This is a genomic window from Chlorogloeopsis sp. ULAP01, from assembly GCF_030381805.1.
In the GTDB taxonomy this organism is placed as follows: domain Bacteria; phylum Cyanobacteriota; class Cyanobacteriia; order Cyanobacteriales; family Nostocaceae; genus Chlorogloeopsis.
Window position 1 is genome coordinate 341,992 of the sequence record NZ_JAUDRH010000006.1, and the last position, 21,600, is coordinate 363,591.

General features: G+C 41.2%; 21 protein-coding genes. 8 read left to right on the forward strand and 13 right to left on the reverse strand.

The window, feature by feature from the left end:
• Nucleotides 1-288: 288 nt before the first annotated feature.
• The 3 genes from folD (at nucleotide 289) to QUB80_RS14310 (ending at nucleotide 2,851) form a co-directional block, all read left to right on the forward strand.
• Complete coding sequence (folD, locus tag QUB80_RS14300; RefSeq protein ID WP_289790165.1) at nucleotides 289-1,164, forward strand: bifunctional methylenetetrahydrofolate dehydrogenase/methenyltetrahydrofolate cyclohydrolase FolD; 876 nt, start codon at nucleotides 289-291, stop codon at nucleotides 1,162-1,164.
• Between the two features lie 149 nt (nucleotides 1,165-1,313).
• Nucleotides 1,314-2,240, forward strand: a complete 927-nt coding sequence (gene crtE, locus QUB80_RS14305; protein WP_289790166.1) for a geranylgeranyl diphosphate synthase CrtE — start codon at nucleotides 1,314-1,316, stop codon at nucleotides 2,238-2,240.
• Nucleotides 2,241-2,392: 152 nt separating this feature from the next.
• Nucleotides 2,393-2,851, forward strand: a complete 459-nt coding sequence (locus QUB80_RS14310; protein WP_289790167.1) for a divergent PAP2 family protein — start codon at nucleotides 2,393-2,395, stop codon at nucleotides 2,849-2,851.
• A 554-nt stretch (nucleotides 2,852-3,405) separates the two neighbouring features.
• Here QUB80_RS14310 and QUB80_RS14315 read toward each other — a convergent pair.
• From QUB80_RS14315 to QUB80_RS14345, 8 genes are all read right to left on the reverse strand, one after another.
• The gene (locus tag QUB80_RS14315; RefSeq protein ID WP_289790168.1) at nucleotides 3,406-4,182 is read right to left on the reverse strand and encodes a hypothetical protein; all 777 of its coding nucleotides are present in this window, start codon (nucleotides 4,180-4,182) and stop codon (nucleotides 3,406-3,408) included.
• 186 nt (nucleotides 4,183-4,368) lie between these two features.
• Nucleotides 4,369-4,698, reverse strand: a complete 330-nt coding sequence (locus tag QUB80_RS14320; protein ID WP_289790169.1) for an MgPME-cyclase complex family protein — start codon at nucleotides 4,696-4,698, stop codon at nucleotides 4,369-4,371.
• Between the two features lie 62 nt (nucleotides 4,699-4,760).
• A complete protein-coding gene (locus tag QUB80_RS14325) occupies nucleotides 4,761-5,480 on the reverse strand; it encodes a nuclear transport factor 2 family protein (protein ID WP_289790170.1) in 720 nt (239 codons plus the stop codon).
• A 149-nt stretch (nucleotides 5,481-5,629) separates the two neighbouring features.
• Nucleotides 5,630-6,352, reverse strand: coding sequence for a pyridoxine 5'-phosphate synthase (locus QUB80_RS14330; protein ID WP_289790171.1), 723 nt, complete (start codon nucleotides 6,350-6,352; stop codon nucleotides 5,630-5,632).
• Nucleotides 6,353-6,421: 69 nt separating this feature from the next.
• Entirely contained in the window at nucleotides 6,422-6,706 is a 285-nt protein-coding gene (locus QUB80_RS35045) for a tetratricopeptide repeat protein (protein WP_353962229.1), read from the reverse strand.
• A complete protein-coding gene (locus QUB80_RS14335; RefSeq protein WP_289790172.1) occupies nucleotides 6,702-6,878 on the reverse strand; it encodes a hypothetical protein in 177 nt (58 codons plus the stop codon). The genes QUB80_RS35045 and QUB80_RS14335 overlap by 5 nt, the downstream gene beginning before the upstream one ends.
• Nucleotides 6,879-7,210: 332 nt before the next feature.
• Nucleotides 7,211-8,074, reverse strand: a complete 864-nt coding sequence (locus QUB80_RS14340; protein WP_289790173.1) for a 3'(2'),5'-bisphosphate nucleotidase CysQ family protein — start codon at nucleotides 8,072-8,074, stop codon at nucleotides 7,211-7,213.
• Nucleotides 8,075-8,090: 16 nt separating this feature from the next.
• Nucleotides 8,091-8,999: a sugar kinase gene (locus QUB80_RS14345; RefSeq protein ID WP_289790174.1), complete on the reverse strand. Its 909-nt coding sequence runs from the start codon at nucleotides 8,997-8,999 to the stop codon at nucleotides 8,091-8,093.
• Nucleotides 9,000-9,195: 196 nt separating this feature from the next.
• On the opposite strand from QUB80_RS14345, the gene rsmI reads away from it, so the two are divergent.
• Both rsmI and rpsU read left to right on the forward strand, forming a co-directional pair.
• Nucleotides 9,196-10,059: a 16S rRNA (cytidine(1402)-2'-O)-methyltransferase gene (rsmI, locus tag QUB80_RS14350; protein WP_289790175.1), complete on the forward strand. Its 864-nt coding sequence runs from the start codon at nucleotides 9,196-9,198 to the stop codon at nucleotides 10,057-10,059.
• 234 nt (nucleotides 10,060-10,293) lie between these two features.
• Nucleotides 10,294-10,473 (forward strand): 30S ribosomal protein S21, encoded by a 180-nt coding sequence (gene rpsU, locus QUB80_RS14355; RefSeq protein WP_009459242.1) that lies wholly within the window; start codon nucleotides 10,294-10,296, stop codon nucleotides 10,471-10,473.
• Between the two features lie 236 nt (nucleotides 10,474-10,709).
• Here the strand turns inward: rpsU and pth are convergent, their stop codons facing one another.
• From pth to psbH, 3 genes are all read right to left on the reverse strand, one after another.
• Nucleotides 10,710-11,375 carry an aminoacyl-tRNA hydrolase gene (gene pth, locus QUB80_RS14360; RefSeq protein ID WP_289790176.1) on the reverse strand — a complete coding sequence of 222 codons (666 nt, stop codon included), beginning with the start codon at nucleotides 11,373-11,375 and terminating at the stop codon, nucleotides 10,710-10,712.
• Between the two features lie 158 nt (nucleotides 11,376-11,533).
• Nucleotides 11,534-11,782, reverse strand: coding sequence for a TatA/E family twin arginine-targeting protein translocase (locus QUB80_RS14365; RefSeq protein ID WP_289790177.1), 249 nt, complete (start codon nucleotides 11,780-11,782; stop codon nucleotides 11,534-11,536).
• Between the two features lie 262 nt (nucleotides 11,783-12,044).
• A complete protein-coding gene (gene psbH / locus QUB80_RS14370) occupies nucleotides 12,045-12,248 on the reverse strand; it encodes a photosystem II reaction center phosphoprotein PsbH (protein ID WP_289790178.1) in 204 nt (67 codons plus the stop codon).
• An 87-nt stretch (nucleotides 12,249-12,335) separates the two neighbouring features.
• On the opposite strand from psbH, the gene psbN reads away from it, so the two are divergent.
• Entirely contained in the window at nucleotides 12,336-12,467 is a 132-nt protein-coding gene (gene psbN, locus QUB80_RS14375; protein WP_016875718.1) for a photosystem II reaction center protein PsbN, read from the forward strand.
• A 696-nt stretch (nucleotides 12,468-13,163) separates the two neighbouring features.
• On the forward strand, nucleotides 13,164-13,316 hold the full coding sequence (locus tag QUB80_RS14380) for a PsaJ protein (protein ID WP_289790179.1): 153 nt from the start codon (nucleotides 13,164-13,166) through the stop codon (nucleotides 13,314-13,316).
• A gap of 285 nt (nucleotides 13,317-13,601) precedes the next feature.
• Here the strand turns inward: QUB80_RS14380 and QUB80_RS14385 are convergent, their stop codons facing one another.
• Entirely contained in the window at nucleotides 13,602-16,862 is a 3,261-nt protein-coding gene (locus tag QUB80_RS14385) for an alpha-mannosidase (protein WP_289790180.1), read from the reverse strand.
• Nucleotides 16,863-17,060: 198 nt separating this feature from the next.
• On the opposite strand from QUB80_RS14385, the gene QUB80_RS14390 reads away from it, so the two are divergent.
• Nucleotides 17,061-18,710: a hypothetical protein gene (locus QUB80_RS14390; RefSeq protein WP_289790181.1), complete on the forward strand. Its 1,650-nt coding sequence runs from the start codon at nucleotides 17,061-17,063 to the stop codon at nucleotides 18,708-18,710.
• Here the strand turns inward: QUB80_RS14390 and QUB80_RS14395 are convergent.
• On the reverse strand, nucleotides 18,707-21,517 hold the full coding sequence (locus tag QUB80_RS14395) for a DUF3769 domain-containing protein (RefSeq protein ID WP_289790182.1): 2,811 nt from the start codon (nucleotides 21,515-21,517) through the stop codon (nucleotides 18,707-18,709). The two genes, QUB80_RS14390 and QUB80_RS14395, sit on opposite strands and share 4 nt — an antisense overlap.
• Nucleotides 21,518-21,600 lie beyond the last annotated feature (83 nt).

Below are 21,600 nucleotides of genomic sequence, written 5' to 3' on the forward strand. Positions count from 1 at the left end.
AAATTCCTATCAATAGGATGCTGCGGTATGAGAAAAACACTCCCACCTGAAGCAACCAATCTGAGAAGATAAAGATATAGATTCTGATCTGATTTGTGAGAAATTGTGTTTTGGTCGTTGATTGTTGGTAGTTGGTTAATGTTTCCTACAGCAAATAAACATCAACCAAAAGCTATCAATGAAGCCCTCACTAAAAGTCTCACAGTTCTTTGAGGAGTCTATGTTTGGTGAGTGCTGCTACGGTATCGGACAGCAATGCCAAAGTAAGAGCGTACTTCTAATAATAGAATGGAAACAAAAACTGCCAAGTTACTCGATGGTAAAGCTTTAGCTGCAAAAATTCAGCAAGAACTTGCTGCTGAGATTACCCAACTACAACCTCAAATAGGACGCCCACCAGGTTTAGCAGTACTAATGGTTGGCGACAACCCCGCTTCAGCTGCATATGTAAGCGGCAAAGAACGAGCTTGCGCAAAAGTTGGTATTGCCTCCTTTGGTAAGCATTTCCCTACAGAAACTACTCAAGCCGAACTTGAGGAAGCTATTCATACTCTAAACCAGGATGAGCGGGTAGATGGTATTCTAGTGCAGTTACCCCTACCAAACCACTTGGATGCTGTTTCTCTATTACATCAAATTCACCCCGACAAAGATGCTGACGGACTGCACCCAGTAAATATGGGAAAATTAATGCGGGGAGAACGTGGTTTACGCAGTTGTACTCCAGCAGGAGTAATGCGCTTGTTGCAAGAGTATGAAATTCCTTTGCGAGGGAAACAAGCAACAGTGTTAGGACGCAGTATTTTGGTAGGCAAGCCACTGGCGTTAATGCTATTGGAAGCTGATGCCACGGTGACAGTTGCCCATTCGCGATCGCAAGATCTAGCTGCCATTACCAAAAATGCTGATATTCTAATTGCAGCAGTAGGTCGTCCAGAAATGATTTCAGCACAAATGGTGAAACCGGGTGCTGTTGTGGTAGATGTGGGGATAAATCGCATTACTGATGTCGGTGGCAACAGTCGCCTAGTCGGAGATGTCAATTTTGACTCAGTTGCTGGTGTGGCAGAATTTCTCACCCCAGTTCCTGGTGGTGTTGGTCCTATGACCGTTGCCATGTTACTGCAAAATACCTTTTCTACTTATTTAAGGGTGACAAAATAAAGTTTAGATTAGAGATTTTAAGTTGCCAGTTGCACTCATCAAACCAAAAACTATGGTTAGTTAAGAGTAGAGCCAAATTCTAAATCTCAAATTACCACATACCCTTAAAATTGTTACATAAATAACATAAAACATAAGGAAATATAGGAATGGTAGCAGCGGATAACTTGAAACCGACTCCAAAACAAGCAAATTTTGACCTCATTACCTATTTGAAAGAACGACAACAGCTTTGTGAAGCAGCCCTGGAGCAGACGATTTCCGTGCGTTATCCAGAAAAAATTTACGAAGCTATGCGTTACTCTCTCTTAGCTGGAGGTAAGCGTCTGCGCCCCATTCTTTGCCTGGCAACTTGTGAGATGACAGGCGGTACGATCGAAATGGCAATGCCAACAGCATGCGCCTTGGAGATGATCCACACGATGTCGTTAATTCACGACGATCTGCCAGCTATGGATAATGATGATTACCGTCGTGGAAAGCTGACGAATCACAAGGTTTATGGAGAAGATGTTGCCATTTTAGCTGGAGATGGCTTGTTGGCTTACGCTTTTGAGTATATTGCCGCTAATACCAAAAATGTGCCTCCTGAACGAGTGTTGCAGGTAGTTGCTCATTTGGGACGTGCTGTAGGGGCTGCTGGATTAGTCGGTGGTCAAGTAGTAGATTTAGAATCGGAAGGCAAGTCAGATATTTCTTTAGAAACACTAAATTTTATTCACAATCACAAAACAGGAGCGCTCCTAAAAGCTTGTATTGTTTGTGGTGGTGTGCTATCAGGAGCATCTGAGCAAGATTTACAAAGATTATCTAGTTATGCTCGAAATATTGGTTTAGCATTTCAGATTATTGATGATGTTTTGGATATCACTGCTACCCAAGAACAATTAGGTAAAACCGCAGGCAAAGACCAACAAGCCAAAAAAGTGACTTATCCTAGTCTTTGGGGAATCGAAGAATCTCGAAAACAAGCCCAAAAACTAATTGAGGCAGCTTGTGCGGAATTAGAACCTTTTGGAAAGGCGGCAGAACCTTTAGTGGCACTGGCTCACTTTATTACCAGTCGCAATCATTAGGTTAATTTTTGACTTTCTGGGTATTCGCGTGCCAAAAGAAGTCATTAAGACATAAAATCTCAAAACTTGGGATGTTTCCCCATGCGAAGTAGCGCGATTTTCCTCACATATCAAACCGCTGCTCATAATTTTGTTAACCTGACTAAAATACCATGCAGGACATAGGCGACATTTTAGATAACCAGGTGCTGGTAGTTGCTCTAGTAGCTTGTTTAATTGCTCAAACTTTAAAGCTCGTAATCGAGTTAATTAAGAATCGGAAGCTGAACGTACGTGCATTAGTGACGACAGGAGGTATGCCTAGCGCTCACTCAGCTCTAGTAACATCACTGGCAGCAGGTGTAGGGCAGACTCGTGGTTGGGCATCCGCAGAATTTGCGGTTGCTACAGTTTTTGCCATTATAGTTATGTACGATGCGGCTGGAGTTCGCCAAGCTGCTGGTAAACAAGCTCGCATTCTCAATCAAATGATTGATGAACTATTTGATGAACACCCGGAGTTTACGGGCGATCGCCTCAAGGAATTACTAGGACATACTCCTTTTCAAGTAATTGCTGGCTCGGCATTGGGTATTACCATTTCTTGGCTTGCTCGCTATGCTTATAATTAAATTTCAGTGTAATATCATGACTTAGATTTTGAATTGCGAATTCAATCAATTTGAAATACTACTAAGCTATTACGTATGTATAGTAATAGCCAAAATACTTAGGATATTAACAGATGATAAAGCTTAGGCAAGCAAAGACTTTATAATTCAATCGCAAGGATTGTCCTAATTCATTTTTAACATATGGATATAGGAATAAGTATTAATGGCGGTCATTAAGTAATGATATATAAAACTGGACAATGGTTAGTTTACTTACCCCAATTTCTTATTGGTATTAAGATTAGTATTTATAACCGTCACGGAGATTTTGTTAGTTGATTGTTTTTACTGAAAATGAACTTTGAAGTTACGAGTTAATCTTAAATTCATAAGTTAATCTAAAAAATATAGAAGTTTTTGTAATTAATTTGCTTTAAATAAGCAACTACCAAAAGCTAGCTAATAATTAATCACCCAATTGACATCAAGCTTTATAAATTACATTTGATTTTACTAATTAGCAATTGAATATAGTAAAGTGCAAGTTTTAATTTTTTGTTGAGATGATAACTTTAGAAATGGGAATTTGGTAAATTTACTATCGGCCGTAATAGCATTACTTTGCTGCTATCAACAATGACAGCAAAAAAACCACGCTCTGATAGCTTTTGCAATGTACTGTAAGCATCTTGTTGATTAGTTGTGTAAGTTGCTAACAAATAAGGGCGTTGTCCGTAGGAAACAAAACCAACGTCACCTCTGACAATTTCTTTGATTTGATTCGCTACCTCCGGACGATTGAAATAATCCACTAAGACTGCGAAACCACGCTTTAGACGTTGGGGTTGATAAGTTGCTGTCTGATTTAATTGATTTAGCTGAGTTGTTGGAATTGTTGGAGTTGTTGGAATTGTTGGAATTGTTGGAGTTGTTGGAGTTGTTGGAATTGTTGGAATTGTTGGAATTGTCTGGTTTGCTAAATGCTCCCCCGGTCGAGTAGTGATAATGGCAGTTAATCCGACAATACTGTTAATATATCTTGCCCAACGATTAGCATCATCTACTTTACTAAAACCGCCGATTCGCGTGACTGTATCGGTAAGATATCTACAGGTTGTAGTTTTGATTTCCTTTGGTAAAGCACGGCGCAATTGATTTTGATTATCTGTTGTGGGGCTGATTACTAGTAACAGGTACTCACCAGAATTTGGAGGTTGACAAACAGGAAGGTTTTGTTGCTGGGCAAAGGTAGTATTTATACCTGCCAATAACCAAGCGATCGCCAACAATAAACTACTTCCAACGGTTTTTGACAAATGTTGAGATTTCCCTAACACAGTTTTATACATATACCACCGTATTATCTTCAGGATCTGACTATAAATATATATAATTTATTTCCTAGATTTCTAGGTGGGTGAGAAAATATTCTATTCTCCACATCCCCGCGTCAAAGGACATTAGAAATAGGGAGGTGGAGTAGCGGAAAATTGTATAAAAATTTTTCTCGCTTCCCCGACTCTCCTTACTCTTGATTAGGATACAGTAGCTAAGGATGCCAAAGCGTCGGAAATAGTTTCAGAAGGAGCCTGAAACTCTCCTGTTAAAACGTACTCCAAGCGGAGTTTTAACCAAGTAATAAATTGGGAATTAGTAGAAATAATTGCTACTGCTGGCTGGGGACACTTCGCTTTCACTGCTGCCATTTCAGGCGCTTCTAGGAAAGCGGGTTGCTTGACTACCCAAAAATCTATTTCTTTTTCTTGTTCGTGGTAGTGACGGGTGCGTTCCCGCAGTACTTCCTCCATCGGTTCTTCTTCGAGTAAAAAGCGTTGAGAAGCCAAAACGTAATAGTATGTTTGCATTTTCGTTCGTTGCTAAATGATGAAAACTGGCACACAGTAAAATTTACTGTGTCCTTGTTGAATTATCTCAGCTTCAATCCCTTGAACCACGAGCCAAAAGGACAACCAGTTGCTTGCTGTTCGTTGGTAGTTTGTTTTCCGCCACTTGTCAGCTTTGCCAAGAACAAGCTGTTGTCGAAGTAGTGTTCGACAGAAAGAATTTTTAAATCCTCGGTGAGGTGGGCAACACTCATGCCGACTATCTCTACTGTTTCTCCTGTAGGTGCATAGTCTTTGTAGTATCCACTAAAAGTTCCCCAATGTCGCCACTTAAATGTAACTTTTGGTGGCGCAGAGTAAACTTCTAGCACTTCCCACAAAAATCCTTTGGGAAATGCTGTGCGGAATAGTTTACCCGAAGATTCAAAGGTTTCCTGGGAAGCCTGATAATCTTGTGTATCGCCGATAAATAAATTGTAAGTCCCAGAGGCGGACACTTCTTCGGCTGTATAGGCTTGCCCGCCGTTACTACTCATGCGAAACTTGTCATTAACAACCGATAACCATTGATCTGGGTTGGTTTTAAAAGAAGCCTCCATCTCAAAAGTTCTGACTAAGTTTTGCGCGATCGCTTCTAGAGAACCTTCAACATGATTGCATTTACTTTCTTGTGCCAAACCCACTTTTGATTCTGTGTAATCTGGGGGAGTATCGTGACGCCAAGTAGCATTAGTACTGTGTGCAATGACTGTATCTCTATCCTGTACCCAAAGTGGAAGGTTTTTAGATGGTGTTGCGTTCATAGAATTATTGGCTAAAAATTTCATTTGCTGTATAAGCAAATACCAACATATTTCTAGATTTCGCAGAGAATTTCCCCTCTAGGTTTGGAATAAGGCAGAGGGCAGGGGGCAGAGGGCAGAAGGAGAAATATGAATTGATCGCTTAAACTTTAGAACTGCCCGTGCATGGCAAGTTTCATCTCTCGAACAGCTCTTTCCATGCCGACAAGTGCTGCCCGACTGATGATAGTATGACCGATATTAAGTTCTTCCATGCCAGGAAGACAAGCCACAGGATAGACGTTCCAGTAGGTGAGTCCGTGTCCAGCGTTAACTCTTAATCCGGCTTTAATCGCTTGCTCGCACCCGGTTGCCAACAAGTCTAATTCCTGGTTGCGACTTGTTTCGTCTTTAGCCTCAGCATATCGTCCGGTGTGCAGTTCAATAAATTTTGCTTTTACCGTTCGAGATGCTTCAATTTGTGCTGGTTCTGCATCGATAAACAAACTCACTGGAATGCCAGCGCTTTGTAATTTATCAACAACCTCTCCGATTCTAGCAATTTGACCGACGATATCCAGTCCGCCTTCTGTGGTTACTTCTTCCCGCCGTTCGGGAACTAAAGTTACGTAGTCTGGTTTGAGATCGAGGGCGATCGCTACCATTTCATCTGTGGCAGCCATTTCTAAATTTAGGTGTGTTCTGACTGTCTGTCGCAATAGCCGCACATCTCGCTCTTGAATATGCCTTCTATCTTCGCGTAGATGGGCAGTGATCCCGTCTGCACCGGCTAATTCTGCCAATACTGCTGCTGCTACAGGATCTGGTTCTACCGTCCGTCGTGCTTGTCGGATGGTGGCAATGTGATCGATATTTACACCAAGTGTAGGCAACCCTAGTTTCTCCCTATTGACTGTCCACAGGAGTTGATTGTAACGGAAATATGCCTAATTTCAATATGACTACTGCTGAAGCTTTTTGATTTTGTCTAATGTCTTGTGATAATCTCGTATACTTCCTTGTTTTTGATATAGTTCAGCAGCTTTTTGATCATCGGCGATCGCTTTATCTTTTTCTCCTAACTTAGAATTAATATCAGCTCGATTGTAGTACGCATGGGCATAGTTGGAATCGATACGAATTGCCTGGTTATAATCCTCAATTGCTTTCTTATTATTTTCAAGATTTCCGTAGGCAATGCCTCGGTTACTATAAGCATCGCTGAGTCGATTGTAATTTAGCTCAATAGCCTTTCGAGCCTTGAGGGGTTTGTGTCACTGCGACAAGATTTGCTTTTTCCACTTCATCTAAGTCTTTTAATTCCCGCACAAGATTTCGCGCTTGTTTTTCTAAATCTTCTGCATCTAAATCGGGTTCTTTAAGAGCGATCGTCAATTTAACGTTAGATTTAAAAGCCATTTTGTACCTTTAATGATTATCAAGCAGTTAATGTCGATTATGCTGACGTATTCGCACTGTTGACATCACGGGTTACTTGGAACAATCCGTAAAAATCCGATTTTATTTACAAAACTTTAATAATTACGAGATCAGGTAAGATTGAGTTTAAGTGAAAACTTCTAATCAAGACTAATGCGATAATTTTTGCAGATTAAATAATCACCTAAGTACAATCAAAAATGCGATTGCACGAGCAAAAACCAGTAGTAAATGAAGAGGTATGATTGGATTGATTACTACTCGTAGATAGCTATTGAGAAAGCTTATATCGATGTTATCTATGTTATCAATTATCTAGAATTGATTTTTTCCCACTCTCTTAAAATTGTTTGTGCATCCTGACAAAGTATTTGATGGAACTGTCCATTACTAGCTAATAAACCACCCCATTGACTGATATCTCCTGTGTTGTACTGCAACGGTGTCGAGTCAAAATGAGTGAATTTACCGCCAGCTTCTGTCAAAATTAATTCTGGTGCAGCTATATCCCAATCTTTAGGAGCAGATTTACCAGAAAGAGAAATATAAACATCTGCTTGATGTTCGACAATTGTGGCAATTTTACAACCAACACTACCAACAGATTTTTGATTTTGACAAGGCAAATTTTGCAGTAAATAATTTAACCTTTCGTTGCGATGACTGCGACTGACAACGAGAGTTAAGTCTTCGATGCGATCGCGTGGCGATACTTTTAAAGCAGTGCTTTTACCATCAGAAGTTTCTACAAATGCTCCGCCATCTTTTGTTGCGTAGTACAATTTTTCTGCTTCCGGAACTGCTACTGTGGCTAGTACCGGACGATGAGCTTTGACTAAAGCAATATGAATGGCATACTCCCCAGTTTTTTCAATAAAATCTCGCGTTCCATCTAATGGATCAATAATCCATGCCCATGCTGAATTTAATTGCTTGCTTTGTTCTTCTTTGTAGGTTTCTTCGCTAATATAGACAAAATTTTCATTCCCTAAAGCTGCTTGTAGCTTATCTAAAATGTAGTTATTTACAGCTACGTCAGCAATGGTAACAGGATCGCTATCTTTATACTGTACTTCTAGAGAGTTGTAATTCTTGTGATAGTAAGAACGGAGGATATCTGCTGCTTCCCAACTGATGGAACGAGCTAATAAAAGTATTTCTTGTAAATCTTGCATTCAATTTGCCCTGTATTTAAGATTCCATCCAGCGACGCGTGCCAAAAAATTGACAGGAAAAAGCAGCAATCTTCGCTGCTGATGCTAAAGCATCGATAAAATTTTCTCGTAAGATGTAATGGCAAAAAGCACCGTGGAATATATCTCCAGCCCCCAGTGTATCAATAGCCTGAGTTTTTGGAACATCCACAACGCCAGTTTTACCCTCCTCCAACTCCTCTCGCTTGCAGGGGAACAGATGTGTGAGATATTGAATTGGTTTTTCGCCGTGGGTAATGGCGATATGAGGAATGCCAATTTGACTAAGATAGGCAAACACATCTTCTTGGGTTTGGCAGTTGGGAGGATAGAAATTAGCAGAACAAATTGCGTAATCTACCAACGGTAAGAGATTGTCAAATCCAGCTTTCCAGCTACCACCATCAATAACAATTGGAATATTTTTGGCTTTTGCCATTTGAGCGATTTCGATGCCAACTGCCATTTGATGCCCATCAATTAGCACAATATCTATATTTTGTAAAATTTCTGGCGGAATGGTTTCGCGATCAGCTTGAGTTTTGACAGCATTGATGGAAACCACAGCTCGCTCACCACTGGCTTGGGTAACAATTATAGAAGAAACTGGTGGTGGGTTGTTAGTTGTAGAATCGAGATCATTTATTGCTACTTGATATTTTTGCAAGTCCTTACGAATTAATTGCGTTAGCGGATGAGAACCAACTATACCTAACAAGGTAGAAAAATTTTGAGTTGTGTCTGTGCTACCTAAATGGCTAAAAGCGATCGCTGCATTTGTCGCCGGGCCACCTGCTGCGACAATATAGTCTGTGGCAACTATTTTCTGATTGTTCTTTGGGAGAGATTGGGCAAGGTAAATTAGATCCAAAGTTACTAAACCAACAAATAAGCCATAATTAGTCATTAGTCATTGCTAAAACTCAACTACTATCTTCTAACTAAGTAGAAAAACTAAATTAAATTAAAGTTCGTAGTAAGGGCTTTAGCCCTTAAGATCTATACGCGGAGCGATAAATCGCTTACTACGAACAAAATGCTAACTTACATTTAATTATGTCTACTTACTATCTACTAACTATTAACAAGTTAAAATTTCTTTCATGCAAACCGATCCCAAACCAAGAACACTTTACGTTGTCGGCACACCAATTGGCAATCTGGAAGATATGACTTTCCGGGGGGTACGAATTTTGCAAGCTGTAGATCTAATTGCAGCAGAAGATACACGCCACACAGGGAAATTACTACAGCATTTTCAAATTAAAACTCCTCAAGTGAGTTATCACGAACACAATCGTAATAGCCGCATCCCAGAATTGTTGAAGCATTTGGATGAAGGTAAGGCGATCGCTCTTGTCAGTGATGCGGGTATGCCGGGAATTTCCGATCCTGGGTATGAATTAGTTAAAGCTTGTACTGATGGGGGAATTACAGTAGTTCCGATTCCTGGTGCGAGTGCAGCAATTACGGCTCTCAGTGCCGCCGGGCTACCAACGGATAGATTTGTGTTTGAAGGATTTCTGTCTGCAAAAGCCCAAGGACGAAGAGAACACTTAGAATCGTTAAGCAGTGAATCTCGCACTCTCATTTTCTACGAATCTCCCCATCGTTTGCGAGAAACATTACAAGACTTAGCAGATATTTTCGGCAGCGCTCGCCAAATTGTACTGGCACGAGAATTAACGAAATTTTATGAGGAATTTTGGCGGGGAACGCTTGAGCAAGCAGTTATTTTCTGTCGCGATCGCGAGCCTCAAGGCGAATACACTTTAGTAGTGGCAGGTAAGCCACCAACTCAAGTGCAGTTTTCCGAGACAGAATTAAAAGTTGAGTTAACAAAACTAATGGCTCAGGGAATGTCGCGATCGCAGGCTAGTCGTGAGTTAGCAAAATTCACTTCTCTTCCGCGTCGCCAACTTTATCAGCTTGCTCTTGCTATTAATACATTAGAGCCACAAAACTGAGGATAAAGAATAATCTCAGCTAAGATGCTGTATAAAATAGTTTTTTGTAAAAGTTACTTTTGTAGGTTTAATGATAAAAGTTTTGAGCAAAAGGGATTTATACCCTTATTCCTTCAACTTCACAAGAGTGATCACATGACTTTAAGTCACAAGTATCTTACATAGGTTTCCTCAAGTTGAAGGCGGCATTACAATGAGAGATATTGATAATGAGGAAATGAGGACGAAGCCAGAATGACCCAGGTGGTATTAGGAGAGAATGAGGGAATAGAATCAGCACTGCGTCGCTTTAAGCGCCAGGTGTCCAAAGCTGGGATATTAGCTGATGTTAAGTATCATCGCCACTTTGAAACACCATTAGAAAAGCGCAAGCGCAAAGCAGTGGCTGCCAGACGCAAGCGGCGTTTTAAATAAACCTAATTTGGTAATGGCGTTGTTTGACAACATCAAATTAAACTAACCACAGCCCCTCTGTTATCATTTTGACAAAAAATTGGCAAGAGGAACCGTACCCTTGATGGGGTGCGGTTAATTTGCTGTGAAAAACGATAGTGATTCTATTCTGGTAAGATAGGGCAGGCTCTATTGCTGCCCATCAATCTTAAAACAGGAAAATCACATAAGTAAAACTTATAAAAATTAAATAAAATTTACACAGCTTTGGTTGTAGAATTTTCAGTCTCTAAAAGGGTTAGAGTACGACTGTTGCAACGATTCATTGCTTTTTCTACACCTTGTTTAAGAGATAATTCCACGCACTCAATTACAAACTGCAATATCTGGGATACAAACTGAGTTTCAGAGGCAGAAAATTTTCCCAAAACATGGGATACTGCACCATTTTCTACATCATTAGCAATACCTTTTGGTTTGCCAATGCCAATCCGCAAACGGGGAAAATCTTGTGTACTGAGGTGAGCGATCGCGCTTTTCATGCCGTTGTGTCCGCCAGCAGAACCAGACAAGCGCAGTCTAGTCTTTCCTAGCGGCAAATCCATATCGTCATAAATCACTAATACCGACTCAGGAGGCAATTTATACCAACTTATGACAGATTGTATTGCCTGTCCTGAGCGATTCATATAAGTCAATGGTTTCAGCAAGCGGATTTTTTCTCCGTTTGGTGCAATACCTTCCCCATATTCACCCTGAAACTTGCGATTTTCTGCTAAAGAAATTTTCCAAGCAAGCGATAGAGCATCTATAGCAGCGAAACCGATATTGTGGCGTGTTTGGTGGTATTTAGGCTCTGGATTCCCCAAACCGACAATCAGTTGGGGAATTACCAAAGCTTTTTGGGCAGTAGCTTCTGTCATCTGAATTATGAATGATGAGTTATGAATTATGAAGTAATTAAGTCATATCTAAACTTCAGCATAGCTGCCTACTAACTTGAAAATAGGGTTAGGAGAAATACCTTTTTCATGCTTGGTGATGAATTTTCTTCGTGGAGACTGCCTACTGCCTTCTATCTTCAAGCTTCTTCCTTGTGAGTTGCCTCTAATTGCTTGGGTTCTAGTTCAGCAGTAGTCTTTACAGCTTCTTCGATTTGAGCTGCTTCTTTTTGGAATTCGTTTTGAAATTCCCTAGAAGCTTCTTGAAAACCGCGAATCGCTTTTCCCATGCTACGACCTATTTCTGGCAACTTTTTGGGGCCGAAGATTAACAGTGCCACAACCATAATTAAAGCCATTTCCGGCAGACCGATACCAAATACATTCATGTTTTTATCCTGTCAACTAAAAAATTGTTGTATAAACCCACAAATTTAGTTTAGACATAGTTAGTGGTTAGTAGATAGTGGGTAGGGGCTAGTTTATTGAGATGTTTTGTTATTCTATAGAGATTATTGTTAAAACCCGCAAGGGCGCGCTGCCTCCCGTACAGTAGACAAACCAACTACCAACTCTGCCGACTTAACAAAAAAAACCCGGTCGAGCCGGGTGGAGGAGCTTTTTATGCAAGCTTTTGAACTTTTGTATTCGTTATCGCCCTAAACTCCGCCAATCTACGTTAACGTCTTGAATTGCTATTGACTTGTTATAGAGTTGGAGAATAATCAGCAAAAACACAAAAAACAGCCCCATAAAAACAGCCATCAGGGGGGTAGTACCCCAACCTGGAGCAACTTTACCGTATTCAGAGTTAAGTGGTCTAAGGATATCTCCCAACCGCGTCCGTTGTGCCATATTTCACCTTTAAGATTACTTGCCAAAGCATTTTTTAATCTTCTGTAATATTCTATAAGAATAGCACTCATAATCTATCTTTAAGTTATGGAACCCGCAACAGTTCTTAGCATTTCTGTTGGCGCAATTGTAATTGTGATTACGGCGCTGTCTATTTACACTGCTTTTGGCCCTCCTGCCAAAGAATTAAGTGACCCATTTGAGGATCATGAAGATTAAGCAAGCCTGCTTGCCAAGCTTCTATTTTTCAGTTCATCTTAAATAACCCTGCCCATAAGCTGTCTGGGTGGGGTGATTATTTGGGCTGGGGCGATCGCTTACTTACTCCAATGGGTATAAATTATAGATGTGGTAATACATCACTCTGACTTCATAGCTTTTTCGCATTCAATAAAAGATAATTTTTATCTCTGGATCTAAAGATTTTTGCGACATAATCAATTGAGCTAACGAAGATTATCTAAGTAAGAATTAGCAAAACTTGGATTTGAATTTATTACTAACGGATGATTTTTTGTTATTAATTTGTTATCTAAGCTTATATTTTTTGAAATACATATAGTAGGGTGTGTTAGCGAAACGTAACGCATCTTCCAAGCACTTTTTTGTATTATTTACATTTTTTCAAAAATTCAGTCTGATTACTATATATAAATCAGATAAATCAGAAGATTTCAAATTGTATTGAAGATAACAAAGCTGATTTAATTAAAACTTTCATTTTTATTCCTTTAGTCAGAAGGATGTGCAATTATTCGTAATTAATCTTATGAATGTACTCTAAATTGAACTCCTTCCCTAATGTTGAAAGTTGAATTTACAGTACAAAATCAAGATATTTTTGGATGATTTACATACAACAGTGTGTGATCGTAAAAAATTCAGTGTAATCCATACAAGCATTTGAGAAATAAGATGGTTCAGAAACCAACACAGCAACAAGGCTATTTCCTTAGATACCTTTCCCTTGCGCCTGTACTTGCCGTCCTTGCGGTAGTAATTGCCTTTTCAACTTGGGCTATATTTAACTTTGTCTTCCCGGATTTACTATTTCATCCGATGCCATAAAAGCTTTCTCTCAAACTCAATCATCCATTTTTCATTCATCAACTAATAGTCCACTATATTAATGTAGCTAACTAGTAAATCCTCGACTTCTACCCTTTGGGAAGCTACCCGCTCTCCGAGAAGCCGTACCTACCCTACCCTGCGGGAAGGGCTACTCTGCGAGAAGCCGCTTTGCGTCTACGCCCAACGCTGAACGGAAGTCGCTAGCTAACGCAACGCCTGACGGCGAACGCGCCTACCGCGTCTACCGGGCGTCTACAATAAGTCGGGGATTTAAGCACGGGATTAAGAATTTACAGAATTACTAACCTTCAGTTTAAAACTAGCTATTTTCCACGGATTAATAGTGACTTTTTGGGCAACAGATACAGATCCAGAAGTAGATAAGGAACACTCCAATAAATCTACTGAATCTTCTAAACTTAATCCCAAATTATTCTGCAAAAATAACTCCGCAGTCTCTCCATGACATTCATAACATCGAATAATCCAATCCTGTTCATTGTCTTCCCCTTGTTTCAACGCCATTAAAATTAAATTGTCAGCAGATAAGTCTAGAAAATTTATTCCGCTTGCAGGAAGTTGTTCCGCCGACGATAAGGATTCAAATTGGGAGTTGTGTGGATTTACCAGGACTTGCAAAGGAATATTGAATTCATAGCCACGTCGTACCGTCTGGGCTGATTTCCAGTTACCAGCGTGAGGATACAAAGCATAGGTAAATTCATGCAATCCTTGATCTGCTTGTGGATCTGGCCAGTTGGGGCTGCGTAATAAGGTTAGACGTAGTTGATTTGGTTGGCTATCATAACCGTATTTACAATCATTGAGCAAACTAACGCCATAAATACTCCCCTCGTGGTTCGTACTCAAGTCTGCCCAGCGCAAAGCAGGTACTTCCCATTTTGCTTGTTCTGCCTTTGTTTGGGGTTTAGTAGGGCGGTTAATTGCTCCACAGGGAATCTCATATGTAGCAAAATCTGCCTCAAGATTTAGAGGAAAAGCTGCCTTAACGAGTACCTGACGTTCTTGCCAGTCAACTTTGGTAGCAATTCTTAGTATCGGTGAGGCTGCTTGCAGGATGTAATCACAGCAAAACTCCGAGTTGCCAAATTGCTGCACCACACGCAAGCAGCTTTGCACTGGCCCGTTTTCTAGCCATTGAATAGATTTGAGGTGAGTTGATGGTAGAGGATGCTGGGCGTAATTAGGATCAATATTCCATGCATCCCAATATTGACCACTGTCTTGAAAAGTTTGTAATTGATTTCCACCTGCTTGGTTGAGAACTTCCTTATTATTAATCTTGTCAAAAACGCTAGATAAATTACCAGTTTGCTCGTCAATGATTACCCGTAAAAATTCATTTTCTAGAGTCAAATTTTTTGGCGGAAATTGTTCTTGCTTTTGCAAACTCAAATTGATATCTTCATAATGGGCGTTACTATTGCCTTTTTTAGACTGAGAACCACATAGCCAAAAAAGACGATAACCGACAGGTGGAATATCACTTGCCACAAATATTAGTGCTGCTTCACTCAACTGAGAAACAACTTCTTGCCCGGTAGTATCGTATATATGCCAGTCTTGCTCTAGTGGAGCGTTTGATGGTAAAGAAACAGAAACAACTTCACACCGCTGCCAATTTAAGGAATTGAACACTATTACAGGCAGACAACCAGATAGCGGTGGATCTGGGAAGCGAATTTGAGATGCGATCGCACCCAGAGAGCCTTGCAATATCTCAGTTCCAACTTTTTCTACATCCTGCCACTCTGGTAAAGCATCTTCGTAAACTTCAGTAATCGAAGAGCCAGGCAGAATATCGTGAAATTGGTTAAATAATAGCTTCTTCCATACCGCTTCCAGTTCAGCTTTGGGATAAGTTGCCCCACAGCGAATGCTTGCGATCGCAGCAAACAGTTCCGCTTGGTAAAGCAAACTTTCACAGTGACGATTCCAGCGTTTTTGATCCGCGTGGGTAGTATAGCAGCCGCGATGAAATTCAAGATAGAGTTCATCGTCCCACGTCGCGAGTGGGGAGGATGGGGTGATATTTAATTCTTGAGTATTTTTTGTTGACTGTAACTGCTTTAAATATTTCTCAACAGTCGTGAATTCCAGCCTTGGGAAAAAAGAAGATTTCTGCCAACGACGAGCAATTTCTAACATATCACGGGTGGGGCCGCCGCCATGATCACCAACACCAGGAAGCCAAAGCGAATCAGCAAAACCAGTTTGATTTTGCCATTCAAGAGCGTGTTCAGCCATTTTCACAGGTTCTATACCTTCACCAATGGGTGCAGACATAAAACTGAAGATTTCACTGCCATCCGGAGAACGCCACCAAAAAGCACCATGAGGAAACTTAGTCGTATCATTCCAACGCAGCTTTTGAGTGACAAAATACTTAATTCCCGCCTGTTGTAAAAACTGCGGTAACGTTGCACAAAAACCAAAACTATCCGGAACCCACTCCACAGCTGAAAGCTTGCCAAACTTTTCTAGCACATAGCGTTGCCCGTACAGCAACTGCCGGACAATCGACTCACCAGAAATCAAATTCAAATCCGGTTCTACCCAAAAACCGCCAACAACTTCCCAAGATCCATCTGCCACCTTTGCTTGAATTTTTCTAAACAAATCCGGACGATTTTTCTCAACCCAAGCATACAAAGCTGGAGTTGAATGGCAGAAAACTAACTCCGAAAAATCTTGCTGAAGTTTGAGAACCGACTCAAAAGTATTTTGTGCCGCCCTCCAAGTTTCACTCACCCGCCACAGCCAAGCCATATCCAAATGAGCATGACCCACCAGATAAATTTTAGAATCTAGACTTGGGATTTTAAATTTACTTAAACTTTCTCGCAAAAAAAATAGCTCTTTTTCTAACTCTCCTTTCTCCTCCTCCGTGTTCTCTGCGCCTCTGCGGTTCATTACCTCTTCCACCACCGCCGCCAAATCATCCAACTTCCCAGGTGCAAAACTTTCCAAATAACGCTGCATCACAGCCAACTCATCAGCCACAAAACCAGGATCAAGACGACTCTCATCAGTTGATTCATAAACCAAAAGCGATCGCACCAAAGCCCCATCGCAATGTCCTGGACTTACCAAACGCAAAGCCACAAAAAATTCTTCTCCTGGCGTTACTGCCGAAGAGAGTAATACCCGTGGGCAAAAATCAAACAAATCTCCCTCGGCTGCCAAAACTCCATTCACATAAACTTCAGCAGAATTTGCCCACCAAACTAACGCCAATCGCAAAGACAAACCCCCAAGTAAATAACCTTGTATATCTTGGGGAATCACAAACTTTTGAGCTAACCACAAAACTTCTTGCCCGGTAGCCCAAGCGATATGTCCTTTACCGTTTAGCTCGACAGGTGTCCAACCAGACAAAGAGGCTGAAGTTACCTCAGCAATAGTCAAATCACCTGCAAAATAATGCCAATTTAGTAGTATATTCTCTTGACAAAAAGAGCGTAATTTCTCAACTTCTGCCAAGATTAATTGCGTACTGGATTGCGACACGGGAAAGACCATATTTCCGCTATGATGGGGACACTACAAAGCTATGTTGGCATCAAAAAACGTATTTTTCGTGATAATTGTTAGTGGATAGTCATTAGTCATTGGTTATTGGTAAAACTTAACCACTAACTACTAACTACTAACAAACACAATCACATTGTTTGGTGGGAATCAAATAATTCACAAACATCTCAACAAAAATTCACTACCATGCCTCCTGCTTCCTCTGGACGTTATCAAAGCAGACTTTTTAACTTTGTCCACCAACAATCGCGGCGCTGGGGCGAAGGATTGGGACGTACTTTCCGCAATCTGCAAGTTGCTGCCACTTTGTCCCTAGAGGCACTGATGTACCCCTTCTTCCAGCTAATTCAAAAAGCTGTTGAATCAGCTGGTAAACAACTCGATGGGAGACAAGAACAAAGCAAGCCACAACTAGAAGCACATGATACCGATTCCCAACCCGAAACTCCCCTAGTAGCTGATACCCCTATTTTGCAAGTGCTGCGGGTAATAGAGTATCTGCACGCAAAGGAAGTAAGGAGGTGGCGACGCGAGGAGGTGGCGATACGGGGAGGTGGCGACGCGGGGAGATGGGGAAGAATTATCCCCCACTCCTCCACTCCTTCACTCCTCCACTCTCCTACTCTTTGCCAAATTCAGGGGATAGCTTCACAGTTATCGAATCACCAGTTGGTACTTGTTACTCGTCACAATGAAATTTTGGATATTTTGACGCCCAAGCAGCAGGAATTCTTGGAAGAGCGAATCATGACAGAGATTGCTAATTATTGGCGTCGGTGGCGCTTCATAACAGCAAAAAAAGAAACAAATATTTTAAGTGAAATTAATTATTTATTAAATAAGTTAAGTTCTAGTAAAACTGACAAAACTCTTCCTTTGCTACCTTCTAGTTTTACAGAAAATAATATCGATTACTCATATATTTTTCATCTGGAGCGATCGCTAACATTATTAGACGCTACCGTTGCCAAATTGGAATCAAATGCTTTAATACCGATTTCTCGCGCTAGTTCAGAACTGCTCCAAGTTATCCACACTCAATTATATATATTTATTTACGGTCAAGAGCAGTTCCCTGCTAGCAGTCAAACAACAGTTGCTGCCGATGATTTAAACAATCAAACACCCAAAATTCAAGCTTTGATTTGGGCAGCACTAAATTTCTTTTTTGGAGAACGCAAGAGCAAAAAACTAGAGCCGAACACGTTGAGAAATCAAGCTTCGGCTGTTCTGCCAATTACTCCTGGGATGAAACCACAAAAATTAACAAGACTCCCACAAAGTTTTCATCCCCAAACTTTGCCTCCAGGTTCTCAGATACCCAATACTTACTTAATAGATCCTTGGCTAAACGAGAGCGATTTATTTGGTGAAATTCAAGAGACTAGCAAACCTATAAACAATCAGTTAGTTGAATCTTCCCCAAACAATAATGCTGCTCTCCTCCCTAGCCAGAAACTAAATTACCCGTTTAAAAAGCTGATTTATCGTTTTAAAGCGATCGCACTACCACGACAAAAATCAAAAGCTTCTCAAAAATTAGTACAACTTCAAAAATCAGTCTTTAAATTCACTACCACTCGAAAAACATCTACAGAAGTTGTCACTGCAACCCAAACAGCATCCACTACTTTTGGGCTAGTAAAAGATGGTACTCCAACTACTCAAATCGAAGCAAAGCCTGATTGGATTGAAATCAAAGCCAAATTAATTGGCTATGAAAAGCATCCGCTAGAACTGATTCTGGAATGGTTGGATCAGGCTATGCTGTGGATAGAAAGATTGTTTATCAACATTTTTTACTTTTTGCAAGGATTTTTCCGAATTAAAAATTAATCTCGCTGCTCTACACCACCAACCACCGGCTTAACTCCAGTAAATGGATTTGTGCCACCAGTCCAATTAAAATCACTAATCCGGAAGCTAATACCACCTAATTCTAAAACTGGATTGTAACGCAAGGTGATGCCATAAGTGCGACGGCTATATTCCAAAATGTAGTCGGTGCTACGGCTTTCTCCCGTATCTATGTTAACGGATGTTTGAAAACCAAGGCGAAATGGCCCGTAGATTTGCTGTGTAATTCCAACATTCAAGATTTTAGTATCCACAACGCGGTCGAACAAAAACGGAGATTCACCACTGTTAAGTCCCTGGGAATAACTGACATTAAAAGCGGTATAGTCAAAAAAGGAACGTGAAAAATTTCCTAATTGCCCCTCTAAACCGATAGTGCCAAACAAAGAGTTTTGATTATCGCCGCTAGTGTAATAACTGGTAGTGCCAGTTACTCCAGCAAATGCTCGCAGGTAAGGAACAACTGGGTTTGGTGTGTATCGTAAACCTTCTGTGGCAGTAGCTGCTAATGGTTTGCCTTGCCAGAGTAAAATTCCTCCATTTAAGGCAACGCTGGCTTGAGCACGTCCGAGTGAGATGCGATCATTGTCTCGAATTGTTTCTAGTAAGTCTTGGCGATCGGTTCTGGCATTAATATACTGAGCACCTCCTTGATAGCTAAGGTTAATACCATTACCTAAAGGAATGACAGGAGAGGTGATCACGCCACCAAGACTACTCTGAACAGTTTGAAAACCAAGGGTACCGTTGTAGAGGCGATCGCGGTAACTGTACTCTAATGCCAAAGTGTGGGGGTTTGTAATATCACCCAATAATTGACGCAATCGTAAACTTGCTCGCAGATTGTCTTCTAGTTGACTTAAGTCAAAACTATTTAATCGCCCGCTACCCTCAACTGTTGTCCGTGGACTTAAAGTAGCATTGAGGCTTGTTCTTGCACCAAACAGCCCTGGAATATTACTAAAACCTTCTTCTACAACCTTTTGAGCTAGAAATTGAGGTGTGAAGCTCCAGCTAACAGTTTCTGTACTGATGGGTTGGAAACTGCGCTCCACAAATAAACCACCTCTATCTTGGCCATCATAGCCAATAGAAGCTAATCCTGGGGTAACTTCACGTTCCCTGCGATCAAGCACTTGCTCATCTCTAGGTATGGGTACACTCAACCCTTGATCGAATACTAAACGCTGTCCCTCTGTTTTAATGCGATCGCGTAGGGGAGTTTCTCGCGTCAAGGTGACTTTATTTGCCCTTAGAACTAATTCTGGAGGGGAAAAAGGATCATTGGTAATTTGAACATCTCTAGCTTGCCAGCCTTGTGGATAAAAATCAACGTGTGCAGCTTCAAAGCGCAATCGCCTAACTTGCCCTCCCTGTTGCTGCCCTGCTAAATTTCTAGCACGAGATCCGGTTCCGACACCAATATCAATTCCTCCTGGGCTTCCCGCCGTCAACGGTTGATTTTGTCTGATGCGATCGCTAATTGGACGAGCTGGTACTCCACTCGGTGTAATATCAGTAGGCAAGAAAGTAAAATCCTGTCCAACTGTGGGTATAAAAATTTCACCACTACCTGCTGTCAGTTCTCCACTATCTTGAATAAAGTTGTAAGTAAAACGCTCTCCCCGCAATAGTTGATCGCCCCTTGTCAGTGCCACATTTCCTTCACCAACGGCGATCAAATTATCTAAATTTACTTGCAGGCGATCGGCATCCACCACTGCTCCATCAAAACGCACAACCACATTACCTTCTGCTGTCACTACCCGTCGTTGTTCGTCGTACTCCTGCCTATCTGCTATTACTTCAACTACTCTTCTATCTTGTGGAGGTGCTGTAGGTGGTTGAGTTGGTTGTGCTGGTGTAGTGTTTGGTGTTGTAGGTGCAGGCTGCGGAGGCTGTTGTGGAATATTAGGATCAGGCGTTGGTAATTGACTTGTAATGCTGCGAGACTTAAAGACTATAGTCGAGGGCTTTGGTGATTGGCTTGTTTTACTGTGGCTGTTGAATTGGATTTTGATGGGTTGTTGTGCCAGTTGAAAAGTTTCTGAGTTTTGAGAATTTGCAGTAGCTGTATCCTTTGGTTGAGTTGGGGTTAAATTTTCAGCCGATTGTTGTAACTCTGTTGGAGATAATTGATTTATTTGCCGATGGGGAGTTAAAATCCCATCTTCTATAAGTTGCAAGTTTGGGTTGGGGTAACATTGCCTCTCACAAACCCCCTGTTCCTCCGAACTTCTGAGCGGAGGTTTCCTCCGCACCTTTATGGGAAGCCGCTTCGCGTCTACAGAGTTCTCTCCGTTCCCTTTTCCCCATTCTCTTTGATTTGGCTGAGAGATTTCTATGCGCTGCACCGGATAACCAATAGACAACGGCTCACCTAAAATCACTCTATTGTCGTTTGATTGGGCAAATTGGAGTGAGCGATCGCTAATAGACAAAGGCTCACCTAATGCCGCCGCATTTTTAGCAATAGTGGGATCTGAAAATGTAAACGGCAGGATTTCCTGCTGAGTCGGTGCAGGTAATGTCTTGGCAGCTAATAGTTCATCCTCACCTAACTGCGAAGAAGTGTATTGGTGTGGAGCATTGCCCGTATTGCTAGAAGTTTCCTTTTGTGGTGATTGTTGTTGCCCCTGAGAATTATCTTTGTTTACTGGTGCTTTGCTATCAGCATCGGTAGTTAATTTCAACTGGCGATCACTAAGGGCGATCGCTAGTAGATTCGTAGATTGTGGAGATTTGAGAACCAGAGGCGGAACGGGCGGCAGAAATGGATGAAGCATATTTCAGCATAGTCAAGCAAACAAATAGCCAAATTAAGAGCCGGAAGGACTAATTAAAAATTTTGCCTTCCGACTTTGTGCCT

Excerpts from the sequence above, each read along its gene's own strand:
- QUB80_RS14345 (WP_289790174.1), bottom strand. The coding sequence starts at position 8,999 with ATGACTAATTATGGCTTATTTGTTGGTTTAGTAACTTTGGATCTAATT.
- QUB80_RS14340 (WP_289790173.1), bottom strand. The coding sequence starts at position 8,074 with ATGCAAGATTTACAAGAAATACTTTTATTAGCTCGTTCCATCAGTTGG.
- folD (WP_289790165.1), top strand. The coding sequence starts at position 289 with ATGGAAACAAAAACTGCCAAGTTACTCGATGGTAAAGCTTTAGCTGCA.
- QUB80_RS14335 (WP_289790172.1), bottom strand. The coding sequence starts at position 6,878 with ATGGCTTTTAAATCTAACGTTAAATTGACGATCGCTCTTAAAGAACCC.
- QUB80_RS14320 (WP_289790169.1), bottom strand. The coding sequence starts at position 4,698 with ATGCAAACATACTATTACGTTTTGGCTTCTCAACGCTTTTTACTCGAA.
- QUB80_RS14310 (WP_289790167.1), top strand. The coding sequence starts at position 2,393 with ATGCAGGACATAGGCGACATTTTAGATAACCAGGTGCTGGTAGTTGCT.
- QUB80_RS14325 (WP_289790170.1), bottom strand. The coding sequence starts at position 5,480 with ATGAACGCAACACCATCTAAAAACCTTCCACTTTGGGTACAGGATAGA.
- QUB80_RS14380 (WP_289790179.1), top strand. The coding sequence starts at position 13,164 with ATGGTTCAGAAACCAACACAGCAACAAGGCTATTTCCTTAGATACCTT.
- QUB80_RS14395 (WP_289790182.1), bottom strand. The coding sequence starts at position 21,517 with ATGCTTCATCCATTTCTGCCGCCCGTTCCGCCTCTGGTTCTCAAATCT.
- psbN (WP_016875718.1), top strand. The coding sequence starts at position 12,336 with ATGGAACCCGCAACAGTTCTTAGCATTTCTGTTGGCGCAATTGTAATT.
- rsmI (WP_289790175.1), top strand. The coding sequence starts at position 9,196 with ATGCAAACCGATCCCAAACCAAGAACACTTTACGTTGTCGGCACACCA.
- QUB80_RS14365 (WP_289790177.1), bottom strand. The coding sequence starts at position 11,782 with ATGAATGTATTTGGTATCGGTCTGCCGGAAATGGCTTTAATTATGGTT.
- psbH (WP_289790178.1), bottom strand. The coding sequence starts at position 12,248 with ATGGCACAACGGACGCGGTTGGGAGATATCCTTAGACCACTTAACTCT.
- crtE (WP_289790166.1), top strand. The coding sequence starts at position 1,314 with ATGGTAGCAGCGGATAACTTGAAACCGACTCCAAAACAAGCAAATTTT.
- pth (WP_289790176.1), bottom strand. The coding sequence starts at position 11,375 with ATGACAGAAGCTACTGCCCAAAAAGCTTTGGTAATTCCCCAACTGATT.
- QUB80_RS14315 (WP_289790168.1), bottom strand. The coding sequence starts at position 4,182 with ATGTATAAAACTGTGTTAGGGAAATCTCAACATTTGTCAAAAACCGTT.
- QUB80_RS14390 (WP_289790181.1), top strand. The coding sequence starts at position 17,061 with ATGCCTCCTGCTTCCTCTGGACGTTATCAAAGCAGACTTTTTAACTTT.
- rpsU (WP_009459242.1), top strand. The coding sequence starts at position 10,294 with ATGACCCAGGTGGTATTAGGAGAGAATGAGGGAATAGAATCAGCACTG.
- QUB80_RS14385 (WP_289790180.1), bottom strand. The coding sequence starts at position 16,862 with ATGGTCTTTCCCGTGTCGCAATCCAGTACGCAATTAATCTTGGCAGAA.